Genomic DNA, 19923 nt, shown 5'->3' on the forward strand with positions numbered 1-19923 from the left:
TATATTATTTTGCTCTAAGGTCACTTAAAGACGAATTTGTAGGTTTAAATCAAGCAATTGATCGGTACTTACATCGCCAGGAGCTTCTGTTAACAGGCAGCTTGCATTCGCTGTTTTCGGGAATGCAATTGTATCGCGAAGATTTGTACGACCTGCAAGAATCATCACTAAACGGTCAAGACCAAAGGCAATACCGCCGTGTGGTGGTGTACCATATTCAAATGCATCAAGAAGGAAGCCAAATTGCTCACGAGCCTCTTCTTCACTGAATCCAAGTAACTTCAGCATGCGCTCTTGAATCTCGCGTTCATAGATACGCAATGAACCACCGCCAAGCTCGTAACCGTTTAACACAAGGTCATAGGCTTGCGCGCGAACCTTCTCTGGCTTGTCATCTAGATATTGAAGATCTTCACGCACCGGCATTGTAAACGGGTGGTGTGCTGCAAAGTAGCGGCCTGCTTCAGGATCGAATTCAAGAAGCGGCCAATCTGTAATCCATAGGAAGTTGAATTTCGTTTGATCGATTAGCTCAAGGTCTTTTCCAAGCTTAACGCGCAATGCACCAAGGCTGTGTGCAACAACTTCTTTCGTATCCGCTACAAATAATAATAGGTCGCCTTCTTCTGCTTCAAGTGTTTGTTTAAGAGCTGAAACTTCTTCTTCACCGAAGAATTTCGCAATTGGACCACTGAAGCTTTCACCATCAGCTTTCAGCCATGCAAGACCTTTTGCACCGTATGGTTTTACGAAGTCTGTCAGCTTATCAATATCTTTACGAGAATATTTATCAGCAGCACCTTTTACATTGATCGCTTTTACTTGACCACCGCTGTTTACTGCACCTGCAAAGACTTTGAAGCCTGATTCTTTCACGATTTCTGATACTTCAATAAGCTCCATACCAAAGCGTGTATCAGGCTTATCAGAGCCATATCGTGCCATTGCTTCGTCATATGTCATACGCGGGAATGGTGCTTGGATGTCAAGACCTTTTGATTCCTTCATGACACGTCCCATCATTTTTTCCATCATTGCAAGAAGCTGCTCTTGGTCCATGAAAGATGTTTCGATGTCGACTTGAGTAAATTCCGGCTGGCGGTCAGCACGTAAATCTTCATCACGGAAGCAACGTGCAATTTGATAATAACGGTCGAAACCAGAAACCATTAACAGCTGCTTGAAAAGCTGTGGGGACTGTGGCAATGCATAGAACTTTCCATCATGCACACGGCTTGGCACTAGGTAGTCACGTGCACCCTCTGGCGTACTCTTCGTTAACATTGGTGTTTCAACTTCTAAGAAAGTCTCTTCATCTAGGAAATCACGAATTGTTTTCGTTACGCGGTGACGAAGCTTGAACGTTTCTTGCATTTCAGCACGACGTAAGTCAATATAACGATATTTTAGACGAAGCTCTTCTGAAACGTCTTCATCATCCACAAGAAACGGCGTTGTTTTTGCCTTATTTAAAATCGTTACATCATTTGCTTGAACTTCAATTTTGCCTGTATCAATTTTGTCATTGTATGTTTTCGGGTCACGTGCAAGCACTTCCCCTTCAATATTAAGAACAAATTCACTGCGGATTGTTTCTGCAATCTTTAATGCTTCCTCAGAAATTTCTGGGTTAAAGACAACTTGAACAATTCCTGAACGGTCACGCAAATCTAGAAAAATTAAGCCGCCAAGGTCACGGCGCTTTTGTACCCATCCTTTTAATTGAACCTTCTCACCTACATGCTCTTCTCTTAAGTCTCCACAATAATGTGTTCTGCCATATGCTTTTGACATGATTGTTCCTCCTCATTCCCCAATTGTTTTTGTCATATATGCGATGAATTGGTCTAAAGCAACCTCTTCTTGTTCACCTGAATCCATATTTTTCACGTTAATCACTTGTTGTTCAAGCTCATTCTCACCAAGCACTGCGGTATATTTTGCTGCTAGGCGGTTAGCGGATTTGAATTGTGCTTTCATCTTCTTACCTTGATAATCCTTCTCTGCTTTCACGCCTGACTTACGCAGTTCATTGAGTAATTCTACTGCTTTTGTTTCAGCTTTCTCACCAAGAGCGATTACGTAGCAGTCAATCGCCTGTTCTATTGGAAGATCGACACTTTCTGCTTTTAGCGCCAATAAGACACGCTCGATACCAAAAGCAAACCCAATACCAGGTGTTTCAGGTCCGCCGATATCTTCGACGAGCCCGTTATAACGGCCGCCGCCAGCAAGGGTCGTAATCGCACCAAACCCTTCTGCATCACTCATAATTTCAAATGTTGTATGATTGTAATAATCAAGTCCACGAACAAGCGTTGGATCAACGACAAAGTCAATATTCATTGCCTCAAGATACGCCTTTACTTTTTCAAAATACGCACGTGAGTCGTCATTTAAATAATCCAGAATAGCAGGAGCCGTTCCCATTAGTTCATGGTCACTGTCCTTCTTACAATCTAAGATTCGTAGCGGATTCTTCTCAAGGCGCTCCTGACAATCTGAGCAGAACTCCCCGATACGCGGCTTGAAGTGTTCAACAAGCGCATTACGATGTGCTGTGCGACTCTCATCATCACCAAGGCTGTTAATAACAAGCTTCAAGCGTTGTAAGCCAAGTGATTGGTAGATGTTCATTGCAAGCGCCACTACCTCTGAATCAATTGCAGGGTCATTACTGCCGAGTGCCTCCACACCAAATTGGTGAAATTGGCGCATACGGCCTGCTTGTGGACGTTCATAACGGAACATCGGTCCTATGTAAAATAACTTTGTCGGCTGCTGTGGCAGTCCGAATAATTTGTTTTCTACAAAGGAACGAACGGTTGATGCAGTACCTTCTGGACGAAGTGTAATACTGCGATCACCCCGGTCTTTAAATGTGTACATTTCTTTCTGAACGATGTCTGTTGTATCACCGACACCACGCTGAAATAATTCAGTGTGCTCAAAAATCGGTGTACGAATTTCTTTGTATTGATAGAGTTCGCATTGCTCGCGAACTATCTTCTCAATATATTGCCAAATTTCAACATCACCAGGTAGAATATCTTGCGTTCCACGTGGAATTTGAATTGCCATATTCATGCTCCTCCTTGTTGTCTATCGAAAGTTCAACATAAAAAAACTCCCGTCTCTTCTTTACATCACATGTAAGAAGGGACGAGAGTTTACCCGCGGTACCACCCTAATTAAAGCAAGTAATCTTGCTTTCACCTCAACAGTTAACGCCTGTATACGTCCTTCTCCTAATCAGCTGCGCCTTTCAGAGAGAAACCTTCAGAGTGTTGTTTCATTAAGTCATCATGTGGAATGCTTTCAGCCGCGTCATCCCTTCTCTGTCCATGTGTATTCTTAACTACTTTTCTCCGTCATTGGTTCAATGGTATGATTCCGTTCAAATTTTTCAATTGATTTTAATGTTACGGCGGATTTAGCATCTTGTCAAGACGAAACTTATCCTTTAAATTAATGTTGTGATATGGAAAAATTATGATCGATTCGACTGGTCTTTTAAATCTTTAAAACTGTTAGTACAAACGCCAAATTCATAAGAAGAAAACATCTGATTTGTTTGTTCTTCTTGCAGCAAACTTTCTTGGAATGAAGAATTTTCTATTTGATGAAAGGGACGCGTACAAATTTCCATTTTTCGTTTTAAATGCATGAACATCTTCCTTTTTATGCGAACTTGTACTCTCTTTTCTACTATGCCCATTCCAAACGGATTAATTTCAAGAAATCACAAGGAATTTTGCAGAATTTCCTCGAAAGTATTTGATTGAGATTCATGCACCAAGAAATACCAATATTATCAAAAGGGGGACTTCTGTTGTTTAGACAAAGTATTGCTATTGCTTTTTCGTGCATACTTATTTTTTCACTTGTATTCACTTCAGCACATACGGCAGAAGCCAAGCAAGCAAAAATCGCTGGCGACACAGTTATCGTTCGAGATAAACCAGGGTTAAATGGTGACATTCTCACAAAAGTTCACAAAGGTGATACATATGAAATCCTCGGTGAACAGCAAGATTGGGTTAAAATCAAGTTAGATAATGGAAAAATCGGCTGGGTTGCATCATGGCTCGTAAAAAAAACGGAAGCAGCTCCGTCTAATGGCAATTGGGTAAGCAGTAATGTGGACTCTCTGCGGGTTCGCAAAGGACCGGGTCTTCAATACGAAGCGATCGGTTATATGAATCCAGGAAAATCCTTTAAACAAATAGCTTCTGTAGAGGATTGGGTCAAAATTCAATACAACAATTCAGAAGGCTGGGCAGCCGCACGCTTTATAACAAATAGTGCCGCAACACCATCAAGCACTGCAGTAAGCAACAAAAGCGCTAGTGTAGCCGTACCGACATTAAACGTACGTAAAACTCCTGATTCATCAAGCACGCTTGTCGGTCAATTAAAAAATGGTCAATCTCTAAGTATCATGGATGAGAAAAATGGTTGGTATCACATTAAAGCCGGAAGTGTAAGCGGCTGGGTTGCTGCAAAGTATACAAATACAAAACAAGCTAGTTCAAAACCAAGCCAAACGACTTCCTCTGGGAAGGTGAAAGTAAGTGTTCCAACCCTTAACATTCGAAAACAGCCAAACACGAATAGTGAAATTACTGGAAGCCTTAAACAAGGAGAAATTGTATCATACTCTTCAAACCAAAATGGCTGGTACCAAGTAAATTCAAACAATCGAGCAGGTTGGATTTTCGGAAAGTTTGTAACAGAACAGGGACAAACTGCAACCAAAGCAGAATCTGGGCAAACAAAAGTCGTAACCGCAACGATTTTAAATATCCGAAAAGGACCAGCTATTTCAACATCGATTATTGGTCAGCTTAGTGCGTCTGATAAAGTAACTGTCATTGCGACAGATGGTAAGTGGAGTAAGGTTTCAACTGGTAATGGTACTGGCTGGGTTTACAACGAGTTTTTAAGTGACTCATTGCCGGAGAAAAAACCAATAACAGAAACAATTCAAATCTTAAATGCAGGTACGAACCTACGCAGCAAGCCGTCCTTAACCGCATCTATTGTAGACCAAGCAAGTAAGGGCGAAACGTTCCATGCAGTAAAAGAAAACAAAGACTGGTATAAGGTCCAGCTTAAGAACGGTCAAACTGCTTATGTTGCAGCTTGGATTGTATCAAGTGCATCAAATGCAAAGAAACATACAGATCCTTCTAATCCATTGAAGGGAAAAACAATCGTCATCGATCCAGGCCACGGCGGCCGCGACGGGGGGTACGGCCGGCAGTGGTGACACACACGAAAAGACATATACGTTGAAGTCAGCATTATCGCTCGCAAGTAAGCTTAAACAAAACGGTGCCAATGTGATTTTAACGAGAAGTGATGACAGGTACATCACCTTAAACTACCGCGTTGACATCTCGCACTATTATGATGCAGATGCTTTTCTAAGTTTGCATTATGACAGTACCGGAGATAAGAGTGTGAATGGAATCGGCTCTTTCTACTACAGCAAGCAGAAAGACTATCCGCTAGCTGAAGCGATTCAACGTTCACTTATACAGCAAACTGGACACACAGACAGACAGGCACGGTATGGAAATTACCACGTGCTGCGCGAAAACCGCCAACCTGCTGCTTTAATTGAACTAGGGTTCTTATCAAATGCAAATGAAGAAGCCATTATAAAAACAAATGACTTTCAATCAAAAGCAGTAGAAGGCATTTATAAAGGACTGGTGAATTTCTTCAAACAGTCCTAATGGGTTATTGGGGAATAGGGGGATATTTATGAAAAGCTTACGGGCAAAGATTTTAATCAGCTTTTTTATGGTTATTATTTTCAGTGTTATTATGGCACTCTATAACAACTACTCAATCTCAAAAGTAAATCAAGAAACAGAAGAAATCATTACAAAAGAAGTCCCATTGCTGATTACAGATGAAAAGCTCGCTTTAAACATTTCACAACGCATTTCACTTGCACGGGGGTATGTGCTATACGGTGATGAAGCGTACAAAGAAGATTTCTTGAGATATACAGAAGACAGTCAACGAATTCAAAATGACCTTCTAAAAATCAGTGAGTCTGAGGAAGTAAAATCATTGATTGATAAAAGTATTGAATGGCGCAAAATGATTATTGATGAGGTGTTTGCGGCTTATGACAGCGGGCAACAAGATTTGGCAGCACAGTTGTTAGCGGAGCAGGCTCAACCGCTTGCTCGTGAAATTATGGGCGGTTTCGAAGAGATGGCATTATCAAGGGAGGCCCATACCATTGAGCTTGGGAACAATATTATTAAGCAAGGAAAAAATATTTACCTTAGCGCTACGATTCTGTCCATTATCGCGGTTGTGATTGGTATTGTCATTGCCATGAGGACGGCAAACCAATTAACAAACCCGATTGTGAAAGTAATGAATCGTCTGCAGGAAATCGGTAAAGGAAACTTAGACAATGAACCTATTCATCATACTGACAATACAGAAATCGGTTCTCTTATTCATTCAACAAATGAAATGAATGCTCAGCTTAAAGATTTGGTCATGAAGATGTCTTCTGTTTCCACAACGGTCGCTGAACATAGCCATGACCTGACCCAGTCATCTAATGAAGTGAAAGAAGCCACAACACAAGTGGCCACAACAATGGAAGAGCTGGCAACAGGCACAGAAACACAAGCAAGTACAGCATCTGATTTAGCAGAAGGCATGAAACAATTTTACCAAGAAATTATGGAAACAAATGAAGCAGGTGATTATGTTTCAGAAGCTTCACAGCAAGTTCTGTCGATGACGAAAAACGGTCGCAAACTGATGGATAAATCTGTTCATCAAATGAGTGTCATTGATGAAATCGTGAAAGAAGCGGTCGAGAAGGTAAAAGGACTGGACAACCAGTCGAAAGAGGTTTCAAAGCTTGTCCAAGTGATTAAAGATATTGCCGACCAAACAAATTTATTAGCATTAAACGCAGCGATTGAAGCTGCACGAGCTGGAGAACATGGAAAAGGCTTTGCAGTTGTAGCCGAAGAAGTACGCAAGCTGGCTGAACAAGTTTCTCATTCCGTCGTCGATATTACGAACATTGTGGATAGTATTCAGCAAGAGTCAAACGGAGTAGCCTCCTCACTTCAGCATAGTTACGCACAGGTTGAAGAAGGAACAAATCAAATTAAAGTGACAGGAGAAACGTTCGCTGATATCCAGCACGCTGTAACAGATACAAATGAACGAACAGAGAAAATCTCAGCTACATTGAGAATATTGGCTCAACAGAGTAAAGACATGAATATGTCTATTGAAAATATCGCCTCCATTTCTCAGCAATCAGCAGCAGGAGTTGAACAAACATCCGCATCTATGGAAGAAACCAACAGCTCCATGGAACAAATTACAGCAAGTGCGGATTCACTATCAAACTTGGCTGACCAGTTAAATACATTAATCGGCCGCTTTCATTTAAGCAAAAGATAAAAAAACAGCCCCATTCACTTAGCTGAATGGGGCTGTTTAATGCTTATTTGCTTTTACTCTCCACAATCAATGTCACAGGGCCATCATTGGTAAAGGAAACATCCATCATAGCTCCAAAACTGCCTGTCTCGACTGTCACACCCTTTTGACGGAGTAAGTCGTTGAATTTCTCATACATTTCTTTCGCGAAGTCAGGCTTCGCCGCTTCCATGAAGTTCGGACGACGACCTTTGCGACAGTCTCCATACAATGTGAACTGTGAAATGGAGAGCACTTGACCTTCTACATCTAATAAAGAATGATTCATCTTCCCATTTTCATCTTCAAAGATTCGAAGGTTCGCTACTTTATCTGCGACATATGCAAGGTCTTCTTCTGTATCATCATGGGTAATCCCGACAAGCAGCATGAGACCGAAATCAATGCTGCCTATCGTTTCCCCTTCCACATCTACTGCTGCTTGTTTTGCACGTTGTACGACCACTCTCACGTTCAAACGACTCCTTCATTATGACTGCGTAATTCTTCGGACTGAATAGACATCTGGGATTTGTTTTATTTTATCGGCAATCTTTTGTAAATGACTAATGTTTTGAATGGACAAGGTCATATGGATAAACGCCATTTTGTTTCGATCGGTGCGGCCTGAAACGGCTGTAATGCTCGTCTTCGTATTATTCACAACGTGAAGCACTTCATTTAATAGGCCACTACGATCAAATCCTGAAATTTCAATATCAACGTTGTATGACTTTCCTTCTTTTGATCCTTCCCACTCAACAGGCAAGAGCCTTTGCTTGGCATCTGCTGTTTGAATGTTCGGGCAATCCGCTCGGTGTACAGAAACACCGCGACCTTTAGTAATATAACCGACAATATCATCGCCAGGGACAGGGTTACAGCATTTTGATAAACGAACAAGCAAGTTGTTAACACCTTTTACACTGACACCTGTATCGGTTTTTTTGAATGGAACATTCTTCACTTCTGAGATAGCTTCTTGAAGTGTTTCTTCCAAATCCGACCCGCGCTGACGGCGAACATACTCTGTCAGCCGCGTTGCAATTTGAGCAGCGGTAATGCCATTGTAGCCAACTGCGGCGTACATATCTTCTTCATTAGAAAAACTAAACTTTTCAGCTACACGCTTAATGTTAGCTGCTGTAAGCACTTCACTTGGTTCAACCTCATGGCGGCGGATTTCCTTGTCAACAAGCTCTTTCCCCTTTGCCACATTTTCCTCGCGGCGTTGTTTCTTAAAGTACTGACGAATCTTATTTTTCGCCTGCGACGTTTGGGAGAGCTTGAGCCAATCTTTGCTTGGACCATAGGAATGCTTCGAAGTCATAATTTCGACAATATCACCTGTACGAAGCTGGTGATCAAGCGGAACCATTTTGCCGTTTATTTTGGCACCAATGGTTTTATTACCAACTTCTGTATGAATGCGATAAGCAAAATCAATTGGCACAGAGCCTTTAGGTAATTCAAATACATCACCTTTTGGCGTAAAGACAAACACCATATCTGAGAATAAATCAATCTTCAGCGATTCCATAAATTCTTCAGCATCTGACGTATCATTTTGCCATTCAAGTATTTCTCTAAACCATGTCATCTTTTCCTGAAGGCTTTCCTGCTTCTCATTCAGCTTCTTGCCTTCCTTATATGCCCAGTGTGCAGCAACCCCGTATTCAGCAATCTCATGCATTTCCTTCGTACGAATTTGCACTTCAAGCGGGTCACCTTTAGGACCGATTACGGTTGTATGAAGGGACTGATACATATTCGCCTTTGGCATCGCAATGTAATCTTTGAATCGGCCTGGCATCGGTTTCCAGCACGTATGAATAATGCCAAGTACAGCGTAGCAATCCTTAATACTGTCAACAAGCACCCTTACAGCAAGCAAATCATAAATCTCATTGAATTGCTTATTCTGTAAAGCCATCTTTCGATAGATGCTGTAAATGTGCTTCGGACGACCTGAAATATCCGCATTAATATGGACATCACTCATCCGATTCTTGATTTCCCCAATCACTTCTTGAACATAATTTTCCCGCTCTGCACGCTTATTTTTCATTAAGTTCACAATACGGTAATACTGCTGAGGGTTTAAATAACGGAGTGCTGTGTCCTCAAGCTCCCACTTAATGGTTGAAATACCGAGACGATGAGCAAGCGGTGCGAAAATCTCTAACGTTTCATTTGAGATACGTCGCTGCTTCTCTGGCGGCAAATGCTTTAATGTACGCATATTATGAAGCCGGTCTGCAAGCTTGATGAGAATAACACGAATGTCCTGTGCCATTGCGACGAACATTTTGCGATGATTCTCCGCTTGCTGTGCTTCTTTTGATTTGTACTTGATTTTACCAAGCTTTGTAACGCCATCAACAAGCATCGCCACTTCTTTGTTAAAGGCTTTCTCTATATCCACAAGTGTATAATCCGTATCTTCAACCACATCATGTAAAAAACCAGCCGCTACCGTAATTGGATCCAGCTCTAATTCAGCGAGAATCCCAGCAACTTGAATCGGGTGAATGATATACGGCTCCCCCGACTTTCGATACTGCTCCCGGTGCGCTTTCTCAGCAAGCTCATATGCTTCTTCAACAAACAATGAGTCTTCCTCAGATAAATATTCCCGAACAAGATCCAACACTTGTTCAGCTGTTAACACATTATCCTTTGCCATGGAATCACCTTAATACAAGAGAATATAAATATTGTTTCTATTATCATGAAAAAACCGAACAATGTAAAGTGCAAAAACTTTCTGTACATTATAATAAAAGTGAAAAGCGCCTGCTCATCGGCGACCAGCACAAGACAAACGCTTCGAGCTAGACACCTCTAAACTGATAAGTAAAACAAAGAGTACCCTTCTAGAGAGCACTCTTTGTGTTTAATAGTGTAAGACTAATTTTAATATTGCATTAATGTATAAACGTCATAGCCTTTTAATTTTTCGCGACCATTTAAGTACGTTAATTCAATTAAAAATGCAAGTCCAGCTACAACGCCACCAAGCTCCTCAACAAGCTTAATTGTCGCTTCCATTGTACCACCTGTTGCAAGCAAGTCATCTGTAATTAAGACGCGCTGACCTGGTTTAATTGCATCCTTATGCATCGTTAACACGTCTTTTCCATATTCAAGACCGTAGTCAACTTTGATGACTTCGCGTGGCAGCTTTCCTTCTTTACGAACAGGAGCAAAGCCAATTCCAAGTGAATAAGCCACAGGGCAACCAACAATAAAGCCGCGTGCTTCAGGTCCTACGATAATATCAATATCTTTATCACGTGCATAGTCTACCATTTCATTGACAGCACTTTGGTAAGCTTTTCCGTTATCCATAAGTGTAGAAATATCTTTGAATCGTACGCCTTCTTTTGGCCAATCTTCGACAATTGTAATGTACTGTTTATAGTCCATTATTTTATTTCCTCCTCTAACTTAACACCATCACACATCTGCTGAAATGATTTGCGCAATACTTCATACGATGAGTATAGGAAATCATTTTCAAGCGTCATCTGGGTCTTCTTCTGCTGATAAATCTTTGAGTCAGATATATCTTTTTTTGCAGGCTTTTCCATTAGATTAATAAGTCCATTCTCTATTGTAGCAAAGTTCAACTCAAAAAACACCTGTGACATGAAATGAATCATATCAACAGACCAGCCTTTTCGCTTAGCGAGCAGCGGCGCATATTTTTCAAGGTTAAATGGCTGTTGCTTCAATAGAAATCCATAGTACCATTTAAAATGCTCACGTGTTGGAAGCATGCTGAAATAATGATCATCTTTATGATCAAGCACTGCATACAATCGTTCCGGCATACCATTTTGAAATAATGTTTCTAATTGATCGAGTGTATGTGGGAGGTCAAGCAACATTAAGTAACGGTCGCTTATGTTTGCCCCGTCTAACTGCTGAACCATTGCAATCTTTTCCAGCCAGTATTCAAGCCCTAATCTAGGGATTGTTTCCTCACGAAATGCCACCATCAACAGCTTATCTGCAGGTAAATTATCAATCACTTGGTCAATTCGCTTCTTACCACGCAAATCAAATAATTGCCAATTCTTCACTTCTGCATCTTGCACAACAATTTGCGGCTTTCGCATACCGTTCCACTCATTAACTGAAAGCTCACCATACAACGCGACTGGAGAGGACGGCGAAATTTCATCAAACAAATAGCCCATGCCAAATCCGATGCCGTCTAATGTCCCTTTACTGCTATCGATCGCCACTTTCAAATGACTCTGGTCACTACCGATGCGACGAATAACTTTCAAACTAGCATCTTCAATCATAACTTTTGGCTTCGGATTACTAACGCCGAACGGCGCCAGCTTAGCCATCTCTTCAATGACATTTAAGTCGACATCATCAGCCGTACAAATTAAGTCTACATAATCAACTGGAATAAAATCTTCAGCCGATAGGACTTCATTTGCAAGCTCATTTAACCGCTCGCGAAAGAGTTCAATATTTTCAACACGTAATGTCATTCCAGCTGCCATCGGATGCCCGCCATAGCCCATTAACAAATCCGCACATTCTGTTAAGTTTTCAAACATATGAAAGCCTTCAATACTTCGGGCTGAACCTTTTGCCTCACCTTTTTCATTGTCAATTGATAAAACAATGGTCGGGCGGTAGAAGCGATTCACAAGACGAGATGCAACAATCCCAATCACACCTGCATTCCAGCCTTCACGTGCAATAACGATAACAGACGGATTTTCAGCTTCCATCAGCTCTGCTACTTCTGCAATCGCTTCTTCCGTCATCACTTGAACAACTTGTTGACGCTCTTTATTTAAACTGTCTACCTGCTTAGCAAGAAACTCAGCTTCTTCTGCATCTTCCGTCATAAATAAATGCACCGCCGGGTCAGCGTCTCCTAGGCGACCTACCGCATTTATCCGTGGTCCAATGCCAAAGCCCACGGTTTCTTCTGTAATCGCTTGATTGTTTAGCCCTGCTTGCTTTAAAAGGGCACGCAAACCAGGATTAATTGCTGATGCAATTTGTTTTAATCCTTTTACAGCTATTAGACGATTTTCATCAACTAAAGGAACAAGATCAGCAATCGTACCAATCGCCGCAAACGCTAACAAATGTTCGGGTGCTTTCCCAAGCAAGGCATGTGCCAATTTGAAGGAAACGCCTGCCCCTGCTAGTTCACCGAAAGGATATGGCTCGTCCCCAATACGCGGATGAAGAATCGCATACGCATCAGGAATCACTGCCGGCGGCTCATGGTGATCCGTAATAATTAGATCGATACCAAGCTCCTTTGCAACTTCTGCTTCATGTGCACCTGAAATACCAGTGTCAACCGTCACAATTAAAGAGACACCCGCTTCCTTTGCTTTGCGGAATGCCGCCTCATTCGGACCATACCCTTCGTCAAAACGGTTCGGGATATAAAAGTCAACATTGGCACCGAGCTCATGCAATGTTTTCAGCATAATCGTCGTACTCGTTACACCATCCGCATCATAATCTCCGTACACGAGCACTTTCTCTTGCTGCTCGATTGCGCGCTGAATGCGTTCTACAGCAATATCCATTGAATGTATTAGAAATGGGTCATAAAAGTCTTGTGTGTCTACATGAAGAAACTGTTGTGCTTCTTCTACGGACTGAATTCCTCTTGTGGCGAGTAATTGCGCTACAAAAGAGGATACATTTAATTCTTTTTCAATCTCCGTTGCTAGTTCATTGGAAAACGATTTTACTTTCCAACGGGATTTCGCTTTTAACATAAAAACACCCCTCGACCAACCTATTATACTAAATTGGTCAAAGGGCGGTAAACCGTTTTTCGGCAACTGCCATTATTTCATTGTTGCTCACTTAGTTACGCTCATCATCGACTAATGAAACGGTCGATGCTTCTTGTACTTTATGCTTGTCACGGGTGTGATTGTTTTGCTGCGCAACTTCTGCCTCAAGCTCTGCTTTCTCACGCTCTAACCCTTTTACTTGACGCTGCAGCTTATAGATACGGACAAGTCCACCAAAACCGATGATCAGTGCCCCCATTAAAACTGAACATAAAATAACAAGAATCAATGGCCATTGTGCTGTTCCAAAGAGATAATTCACTTCAACAGCGTCTACATTAATAACGGCAAAGACAGCGACGATAACAGCAAAAATAATTGCAAGCAGCATACTCCATTGAATTTTCAAGATCACTCTCCCTCACTTTCTTTATTTCTCTGCATTATAAGGGTTGATATGCACCATCACATCTTGAACATTCGACACTTTCAATAGCTTTTCCTTTACTTTTTTTCCCACGCTATGACCTTTTTCGACAGTCATCAACGGATCAACAGCAATTTTCAAATCAACGATGACATAATGACCGTGTTCTCGTGCATGCAGTTCATTGATTAGTTTCACTTCTGGCACCGTGTATACGACTTTTCTTAGTTCTTCAACATCCTCTTCATGCAGGACGTGATCGAGTGTCGTATGAATGGATTCAGCTCCTAACTTCCATGCCATCTTTACAACAAGACCAGCAACGAAAACCCCCGCTACAGGGTCAGCGTAAATAAGCCAACCAATCTCGAAATAGCCTCCTACCATCGCACCGACAATCCCTACGAGTGCAGCAAGTGATGAAAAAACATCTGAACGATGCTCATAAGCATTGACAATAATAGCATCACTTTTGATTCTTTTACCCAGCCGGTACTTGTATTGAAACATTACTTCCTTAACAACGATCGAAATACTAACACCAATTATAGCTGCACTCGTTGGGGCTTCAAGCGGCTTGAAAAAGCTCTTAAAAGAAGAAAGACCAATTTCAAACCCGACAAGCATCAGCAGCACCGCCACAATAATCGCCGCAATTGATTCCGCTTTCCCATGTCCATACGGGTGATCTTCATCAGGCGGTTGCTTTGCTGCCCTTAACCCAACATAGACAGCAATTGAACCCATTACATCAGAAAAAGAGTGGGCCGCATCCGCAATTAATGCGCGGCTGTTCCCGATTGTACCGAGTACACCTTTTACAACTGCAAGAATAATATTTCCTACAACACCGACCATTGCGGCAAATTCAGCTTTCTTAAAACGCTCTTCCTTTTGCACAGCATTCACTCCTTGTGCAAGATTCACTTCTACTTATTATTCCCTAAAAGACGTGAAAGAACCGCGACATCTAGTCGCGGTTCTCAGACAGTTGAGAAACGCTCACATTCTGCGTTGCTTGATTTCTTCCGGTGCTCAAGACCACCTCGGTCGTTCCGCTCCTCAGAAAACCAAGCGCCTTGAATGCTAAGCGTTTTCATTCAGTCTGAAGATAGCTCACGATGAAAAGAACCGCGACATCTAGTCGCGGTTCTTTGGGCGTTCTATACTTGTGCTTCTGGTTCGTTATCTTTTTTCTTTTCTTTGTGGATTGGTTTGAAGCCATTTTTCTTCAGCTGCTTATACTTCCATTTCAGCCAAAGCTGAGATGCGATAAATAGTGAAGAATAAGTTCCGGCTACAAGTCCGATTAACAGGGCAATTGAGAAGCTACGGATTGATTCACTACCGAAGATTAATAACGCACCTGCTGCAAAGATAACAGTAATAACCGTGTTAATTGAACGAGATAATGTTTGGACTAAACTTTTGTTTACGACATCTGCTAAGTCTTCATAGGACTTGATACGCTTTTTCAGCTTCATGTTTTCACGAATTCGGTCAAACGTAACAATCGTATCGTTAATCGAATAACCAACAATCGTTAACACAGCGGCAATGAAGGTAATATTTACTTCTAATCGTAACAGGCTAAATGCCGCAATGATGAAGAATGCGTCATGCAGTAAGGCAACGATTGCTGCCAGCGCGTAATAAATTTCAAAGCGAATTGTTACATACAGAATAATACCAACCGAAGCAATCATTACTGCGATAAAGGCGTTGCGTGCCAGCTCTTTACCAACAGTAGGTGAAACCGTACTTACACTCGGTTCAGCTCCGTATTGTTTATCAAAATAGGTTTTTAATTGCGCAATTTCACCTTTATCAAGTACACCGATAAAGCGTGCTACTCCGATTTCATTGTTATTTCCTGAAAGCACAACTTCATCTGGCTCTAAGCCAAGCTGTTTGAAGTCTGACTCTAATTTCTGTGCTTGTAAAGGTTCGTTGGATACGACTTCAACACGTGTCCCACTTGCAAAATCAATTCCTAAGTTCAAGCCCATTGTTCCAAGCAGACCGACACCAAGAACGACCATTGCAATTGAGAACATGAAGTATTTCTTTGTATGCTTGACAAGGTTTAAATTCTTGAAGCGTTCACTAATTGGGACACCTTCTTCAACATCAGCAATGTCATGAATTTCATCCTTCTTAACATTGAAGAAGCCAGGCTTACCGTTGAAGAAACGGCTGTTGACCCATAGACCAAGCAATAAGCGCGTTCCATATACAGCGGTAATGAAGCTGACGAGGATACTGATGATGAGCATCGTCGCAAACCCTTTTACAGAGCTTGTCCCATACATAAAGAGAACAGACGCCGCGAGAATTGTTGTAATGTTTGCATCCAAAATTGTTGAAAGTGAGTTTCGATTCCCTGCACGGAATGCCGACATGATCGACTTTCCAACTTTTATTTCTTCTCTAATCCGCTCATATGTAATGATATTGGCGTCAACGGCCATACCAACACCGAGGATAAGAGCTGCAATTCCCGGCAATGTTAGAACCGCATTCATCCAATCAAAAACCTGTAAGATTAAGAAGATATAGACAGACAATGTGACCATTGCGATGAATCCAGGGAAACGGTAATAGAAAAGCATATATAAGAAAATAATCGCAACACCAATGATACCGGCAAATGTCGTTTTTTCTAGTGCTTTTTCCCCAAATTGTGCCCCAACTGATGTTGAATAGATTTCATTCAACTTCACTGGCAGTGCACCCGCATTCAATAAGTCAGCAAGCTGCTTTGCATCTTCTACAGTAAAATTCCCAGAAATCATGACGTTTTTCGTGTTCAATACTTCATTAACACTAGCTACAGAAATGATGTTCTGATTGTCCGGGTTTTTCTGATATGAATCGCCCTCTTGATAATCCAACCATGTCACCATATAATTGTTCGGCGCTAAGGATAAGACATGCTTTGTCGCTTCTGCGAACTCCTTTGCATCCTTTAACGTAAGCGTAACGATCGGTTGGTTTTGGTCGTTAAACGACTGTGCTGCTCCACCTTCAACGAGATCAGCCCCATCTAATAACAGCTTATCGTTCACATCACGAAATGAAATGTTTGCTTGAGTGGAAAGAATGTCCCTTGCTTCATTCTGATTCTCGACTCCTGCTAACTGTACACGTATTCGGTTGTCGCCTTCAATCTGAATATTCGGCTCGCTCACACCAAGTACGTTTACACGTTCATTTAACGCACTTACTGTACTAACAAGGGTTTCCTTGTCAATTGTTTGCCCTTCTTCTGCAGGCTCAACTTCATATAAAACCTCGAAACCACCCTGCAAGTCCAAACCGAGCTTAATGTCTTTTGCAATACCTTCTATGGTCGTCCCTATTGTTCCAGCAAGCAAAAGAACAATAAGAAAAAAGGCTACAATCCGCCCTTTCTTCACCATGACAGTGTTCCTCCTTCATATCCCTACATCTAAATAAATCAGCATATCACAAGTTTTGTCGAACCTTTAAATAAAATGCCAATATCCCCATTATAGAGAAATTTGTTTTTGAATGTCAATTTTCCGAATAATTGTACAGTCAACAAGAGCTGAGCAGTTTAAGAAGGATTTTCCTCATTAGCTGGCGGTTCCTCTTCAGGAGCCACATCACTCTTCTGCTTTTGCTCAAAATCTGCAAACCAGTCTTGATCATTTCGGTAAGACTCTTGCGTTAAGTAATTCATATAATCATGCGGTGATAATGATAAAACATCACTCACCACTTGATGAAGACGCAGCTGTTCATTTTTGTGCCAGCGCTTCTTCTTTAAACAGCTCCACACGTTATCCGCTGTCGCTCGTGTATAGCCAAGGTAATGTAATTCATCTACTTTACTTTTTATCGCAGGTTGAACTTGGTGTCGATATGTATCAACAGAATGCGGTTCAAACAATTCTTCACTCACGTGTAAAACCTCCGCTCATTTAGAAAATTGAATACGATAAAATTCCAATCCCGAGGCCTGCAATAATAACACCTGTTGTAATCGCAATTAATGCGTAACGAAAGCCAATTGCAAAAATAGAAGCCGCCACACATGCACTGTATGCACCTGTTGTTGGCAACGGTACCGCTGTAAAGAGGATGAGCCCAATTGCTCCATACTTCTCGACATTTCCACTTTTCTTCAGTGTGCGGTGATAAAGCCAATCATACATTTTTTCATACCATTTAAAGCGCATAAGCCAGTTACTAAGCGGCTGAAATAATAATAATAACGGAATAATCGGTAGAAAATTGCCAAACACACTTAGAAAAAACGACTTCCAAAACGAAAACTCAAATGTGGCATATGCCAATGGAAGTCCGCCTCTCAGCTCCAGTATCGGCATCGCTGATACGAGGATGACAATTAATTCTGGAGGTAGAAAGCTAAAGTTTTCAACCAAATAATCTACAATTTTCTCTTTCAAGCAAAAGCACTCCTCTTCTTACTTCGAACATTTTCTTTTTTAAAATATAAATGCGGTTCAAGCTTGTCATGCTTGCCCCCCTAATAAGCATATAGATTATTGTAGCGAATATCCATCTTTTTTTGAAGGCAGGGGGAAGCATGACGAAACAAACTTTTTTGAAAGGAACGCTTATTTTAATGGCAGCGGGATTGGTTACCCGTTTTCTCGGTTTTGTGAACCGAATTGTCGTCGCCCGGATCATGGGTGAAGAGGGTGTCGGCTTATATATGATGGCTGTCCCGACATTAATCTTGACAATTACCTTAACACAGCTCGGTCTTCCTGTTGCCATCTCTAAGCTTGTTGCTGAAGCAGAAATTGCAGGTGACCGAAAGAAGATAAAACGAATCCTCGTTATCTCGCTTGCAACAACCGGGACATTGAGTATTCTGTTTACAACAATGATGATGGTGGCTGCTCCAATGCTGTCACGAACACTTTTAACAGATGAACGAACCTTCTTTCCGTTAATGGCAATTGCACCGATTGTACCGATTGTCGCGTTATCTTCTGTCTTAAGGGGTTATTTTCAAGGGCTGCAAAACATGCGCCCTGTTGCCCTCTCACAGGTGATTGAACAGGTTGTTCGCATCACGCTTGTAGCAGTAATGACAAAGATGTTTTTGCCTTATGGCGTGGAATACGCCGCTGCCGGCGCAATGGCCTCGGTTGTTCTTGGTGAATTCGCATCGCTTATTTATATGATTACGATGTTTAAGCTTCGCAAACGAATAAAGATTCGCCGCCACTTTTTCTCGCAAATCAAATCTGGCCGTAAGACATTTTCAGAACTGATGAATATCGCTTTGCCGACAACAGGAAGCCGTTTAATTGGCTCGCTCTCGTATTTCTTTGAGCCAATTGTTGTAGCACAAAGCATGGCACTTGCCGGACTAACTGCTGTCACGACGAAGCAGTATGGTGAATTAACAGGCTATGCGCTACCCTTGTTGTTTCTGCCATCATTTATTACCCAGTCATTGTCTGTTTCATTAGTTCCAGCAATCAGTGAAGCTGCCGCAAGAAAGCAGCACCACCTTGTTGAACACCGTTTAAGGCAGGCACTGCGGCTTTCACTTGTAGCAGGGGGCTTATCTGTTGTTATCATGTACATATTCGCCGAGCCACTTATGCAACTGATGTACAGCCGGACAAGCGGAGCAACCTATGTCCAGCTTATGGCTCCATTCTTCTTATTCTTCTACTTTCAAGCACCATTACAGGCTGCTCTGCAAGGACTGGACTTAGCAAAGGCGGCAATGATGAACAGCTTAATCGGATCTGTGGTAAAAATCGCCGCCATTTTCGCTCTTACATCCAGGCCTGAATTCGGGATGATGGGTACGGCGCTTGCGATTGTAATTGGTTTTCTACTTGTGACAATGCTTCACTTCGCAACTATTATAAAAGCAATTAGCTATACGATTCATGCTAGGGATTACGTCAAGAGTTTGCTTGTCATGGGAATTTCAGGGATTTCTGGACATCTGCTCTATACAAATGCATTTTCAGAACTTACGATTTTTCCAAAAACAATGCTTGCAATTTTAGGTACGACGCTATGTTATTTCGTATTTCTGCTTGTATTTCGGTTGGTAACAGAGAAAGAATTAGCTCGAATTCCATTTATCAAGCCGCTAGTTCCCTTGTTTTTCTGGAACAGGTAAATGAAACCAAACGTTTGGAGATGACTCCAAGCGTTTTTTTGTAAACAAAAAAGACCACCGGTTCCTCCGTATGG

General features: G+C 41.7%; 16 protein-coding genes and 1 other annotated feature. Of the genes, 4 read left to right on the plus strand and 12 right to left on the minus strand.

Annotated features, from left to right (window positions below; translation table 11 throughout):
- Window positions 1-24: 24 nt before the first annotated feature.
- From aspS to LC040_11795, 3 genes are all read right to left on the minus strand, one after another.
- Window positions 25-1794 (minus strand): aspartate--tRNA ligase, encoded by a 1770-nt coding sequence (gene aspS / locus LC040_11785; GenBank protein ID WLR49968.1) that lies wholly within the window; start codon window positions 1792-1794, stop codon window positions 25-27.
- Between the two features lie 12 nt (window positions 1795-1806).
- Window positions 1807-3081, minus strand: coding sequence for a histidine--tRNA ligase (hisS, locus tag LC040_11790; GenBank protein ID WLR49969.1), 1275 nt, complete (start codon window positions 3079-3081; stop codon window positions 1807-1809).
- 74 nt (window positions 3082-3155) lie between these two features.
- Window positions 3156-3384: a binding site (T-box leader), on the minus strand.
- Window positions 3385-3490: 106 nt separating this feature from the next.
- On the minus strand, window positions 3491-3667 hold the full coding sequence (locus LC040_11795) for a hypothetical protein (GenBank protein WLR49970.1): 177 nt from the start codon (window positions 3665-3667) through the stop codon (window positions 3491-3493).
- 165 nt (window positions 3668-3832) lie between these two features.
- Here LC040_11795 and LC040_11800 point away from each other — a divergent pair, with 165 nt between their 5' ends.
- The 3 genes from LC040_11800 to LC040_11810 are packed head-to-tail and all read left to right on the plus strand — an operon-like array spanning window position 3833 to window position 7461.
- Window positions 3833-5272 (plus strand): SH3 domain-containing protein, encoded by a 1440-nt coding sequence (locus LC040_11800; GenBank protein WLR49971.1) that lies wholly within the window; start codon window positions 3833-3835, stop codon window positions 5270-5272.
- A 22-nt stretch (window positions 5273-5294) separates the two neighbouring features.
- On the plus strand, window positions 5295-5744 hold the full coding sequence (locus LC040_11805) for an N-acetylmuramoyl-L-alanine amidase (GenBank protein ID WLR49972.1): 450 nt from the start codon (window positions 5295-5297) through the stop codon (window positions 5742-5744).
- Window positions 5745-5772: 28 nt separating this feature from the next.
- Window positions 5773-7461: a methyl-accepting chemotaxis protein gene (locus LC040_11810; protein ID WLR49973.1), complete on the plus strand. Its 1689-nt coding sequence runs from the start codon at window positions 5773-5775 to the stop codon at window positions 7459-7461.
- A 43-nt stretch (window positions 7462-7504) separates the two neighbouring features.
- Here the strand turns inward: LC040_11810 and dtd are convergent, their stop codons facing one another.
- From dtd to LC040_11855, 9 genes are all read right to left on the minus strand, one after another.
- Window positions 7505-7951 (minus strand): D-aminoacyl-tRNA deacylase, encoded by a 447-nt coding sequence (gene dtd / locus LC040_11815; GenBank protein WLR49974.1) that lies wholly within the window; start codon window positions 7949-7951, stop codon window positions 7505-7507.
- Window positions 7952-7969: 18 nt separating this feature from the next.
- A complete protein-coding gene (locus LC040_11820; protein ID WLR49975.1) occupies window positions 7970-10165 on the minus strand; it encodes a bifunctional (p)ppGpp synthetase/guanosine-3',5'-bis(diphosphate) 3'-pyrophosphohydrolase in 2196 nt (731 codons plus the stop codon).
- A 230-nt stretch (window positions 10166-10395) separates the two neighbouring features.
- Window positions 10396-10908: an adenine phosphoribosyltransferase gene (locus LC040_11825; protein ID WLR49976.1), complete on the minus strand. Its 513-nt coding sequence runs from the start codon at window positions 10906-10908 to the stop codon at window positions 10396-10398.
- Window positions 10908-13256 (minus strand): single-stranded-DNA-specific exonuclease RecJ, encoded by a 2349-nt coding sequence (gene recJ, locus LC040_11830; GenBank protein ID WLR49977.1) that lies wholly within the window; start codon window positions 13254-13256, stop codon window positions 10908-10910. The genes LC040_11825 and recJ overlap by 1 nt, the downstream gene beginning before the upstream one ends.
- Window positions 13257-13347: 91 nt before the next feature.
- Window positions 13348-13686, minus strand: coding sequence for a DUF1049 domain-containing protein (locus tag LC040_11835; GenBank protein ID WLR49978.1), 339 nt, complete (start codon window positions 13684-13686; stop codon window positions 13348-13350).
- A gap of 21 nt (window positions 13687-13707) precedes the next feature.
- Complete coding sequence (locus LC040_11840; protein ID WLR49979.1) at window positions 13708-14604, minus strand: cation diffusion facilitator family transporter; 897 nt, start codon at window positions 14602-14604, stop codon at window positions 13708-13710.
- A 263-nt stretch (window positions 14605-14867) separates the two neighbouring features.
- Window positions 14868-17126 (minus strand): protein translocase subunit SecDF, encoded by a 2259-nt coding sequence (secDF, locus tag LC040_11845; GenBank protein WLR49980.1) that lies wholly within the window; start codon window positions 17124-17126, stop codon window positions 14868-14870.
- A gap of 158 nt (window positions 17127-17284) precedes the next feature.
- Window positions 17285-17632 carry a post-transcriptional regulator gene (locus LC040_11850; GenBank protein WLR49981.1) on the minus strand — a complete coding sequence of 116 codons (348 nt, stop codon included), beginning with the start codon at window positions 17630-17632 and terminating at the stop codon, window positions 17285-17287.
- Window positions 17633-17651: 19 nt separating this feature from the next.
- Window positions 17652-18140: a small multi-drug export protein gene (locus LC040_11855; GenBank protein ID WLR49982.1), complete on the minus strand. Its 489-nt coding sequence runs from the start codon at window positions 18138-18140 to the stop codon at window positions 17652-17654.
- A gap of 140 nt (window positions 18141-18280) precedes the next feature.
- Between LC040_11855 and spoVB the strand changes: the two genes are divergently transcribed.
- On the plus strand, window positions 18281-19849 hold the full coding sequence (gene spoVB, locus LC040_11860; GenBank protein WLR49983.1) for a stage V sporulation protein B: 1569 nt from the start codon (window positions 18281-18283) through the stop codon (window positions 19847-19849).
- The last annotated feature ends 74 nt before the right edge of the window (window positions 19850-19923 follow it).

The sequence above is a fragment of the Bacillus tianshenii genome, assembly GCA_020524525.2.
In the GTDB taxonomy this organism is placed as follows: Bacteria; Bacillota; Bacilli; order Bacillales; family Bacillaceae_N; genus Bacillus_AV.

Bases quoted from the DNA above. Each gene is read 5' to 3' on its own strand.
- aspS (WLR49968.1), bottom strand. From the start codon at position 1,794: ATGTCAAAAGCATATGGCAGAACACATTATTGTGGAGACTTAAGAGAA.
- hisS (WLR49969.1), bottom strand. From the start codon at position 3,081: ATGGCAATTCAAATTCCACGTGGAACGCAAGATATTCTACCTGGTGAT.
- LC040_11795 (WLR49970.1), bottom strand. From the start codon at position 3,667: ATGCATTTAAAACGAAAAATGGAAATTTGTACGCGTCCCTTTCATCAA.
- LC040_11810 (WLR49973.1), top strand. From the start codon at position 5,773: ATGAAAAGCTTACGGGCAAAGATTTTAATCAGCTTTTTTATGGTTATT.
- LC040_11820 (WLR49975.1), bottom strand. From the start codon at position 10,165: ATGGCAAAGGATAATGTGTTAACAGCTGAACAAGTGTTGGATCTTGTT.
- LC040_11825 (WLR49976.1), bottom strand. From the start codon at position 10,908: ATGGACTATAAACAGTACATTACAATTGTCGAAGATTGGCCAAAAGAA.
- recJ (WLR49977.1), bottom strand. From the start codon at position 13,256: ATGTTAAAAGCGAAATCCCGTTGGAAAGTAAAATCGTTTTCCAATGAA.
- secDF (WLR49980.1), bottom strand. From the start codon at position 17,126: ATGGTGAAGAAAGGGCGGATTGTAGCCTTTTTTCTTATTGTTCTTTTG.
- spoVB (WLR49983.1), top strand. From the start codon at position 18,281: ATGACGAAACAAACTTTTTTGAAAGGAACGCTTATTTTAATGGCAGCG.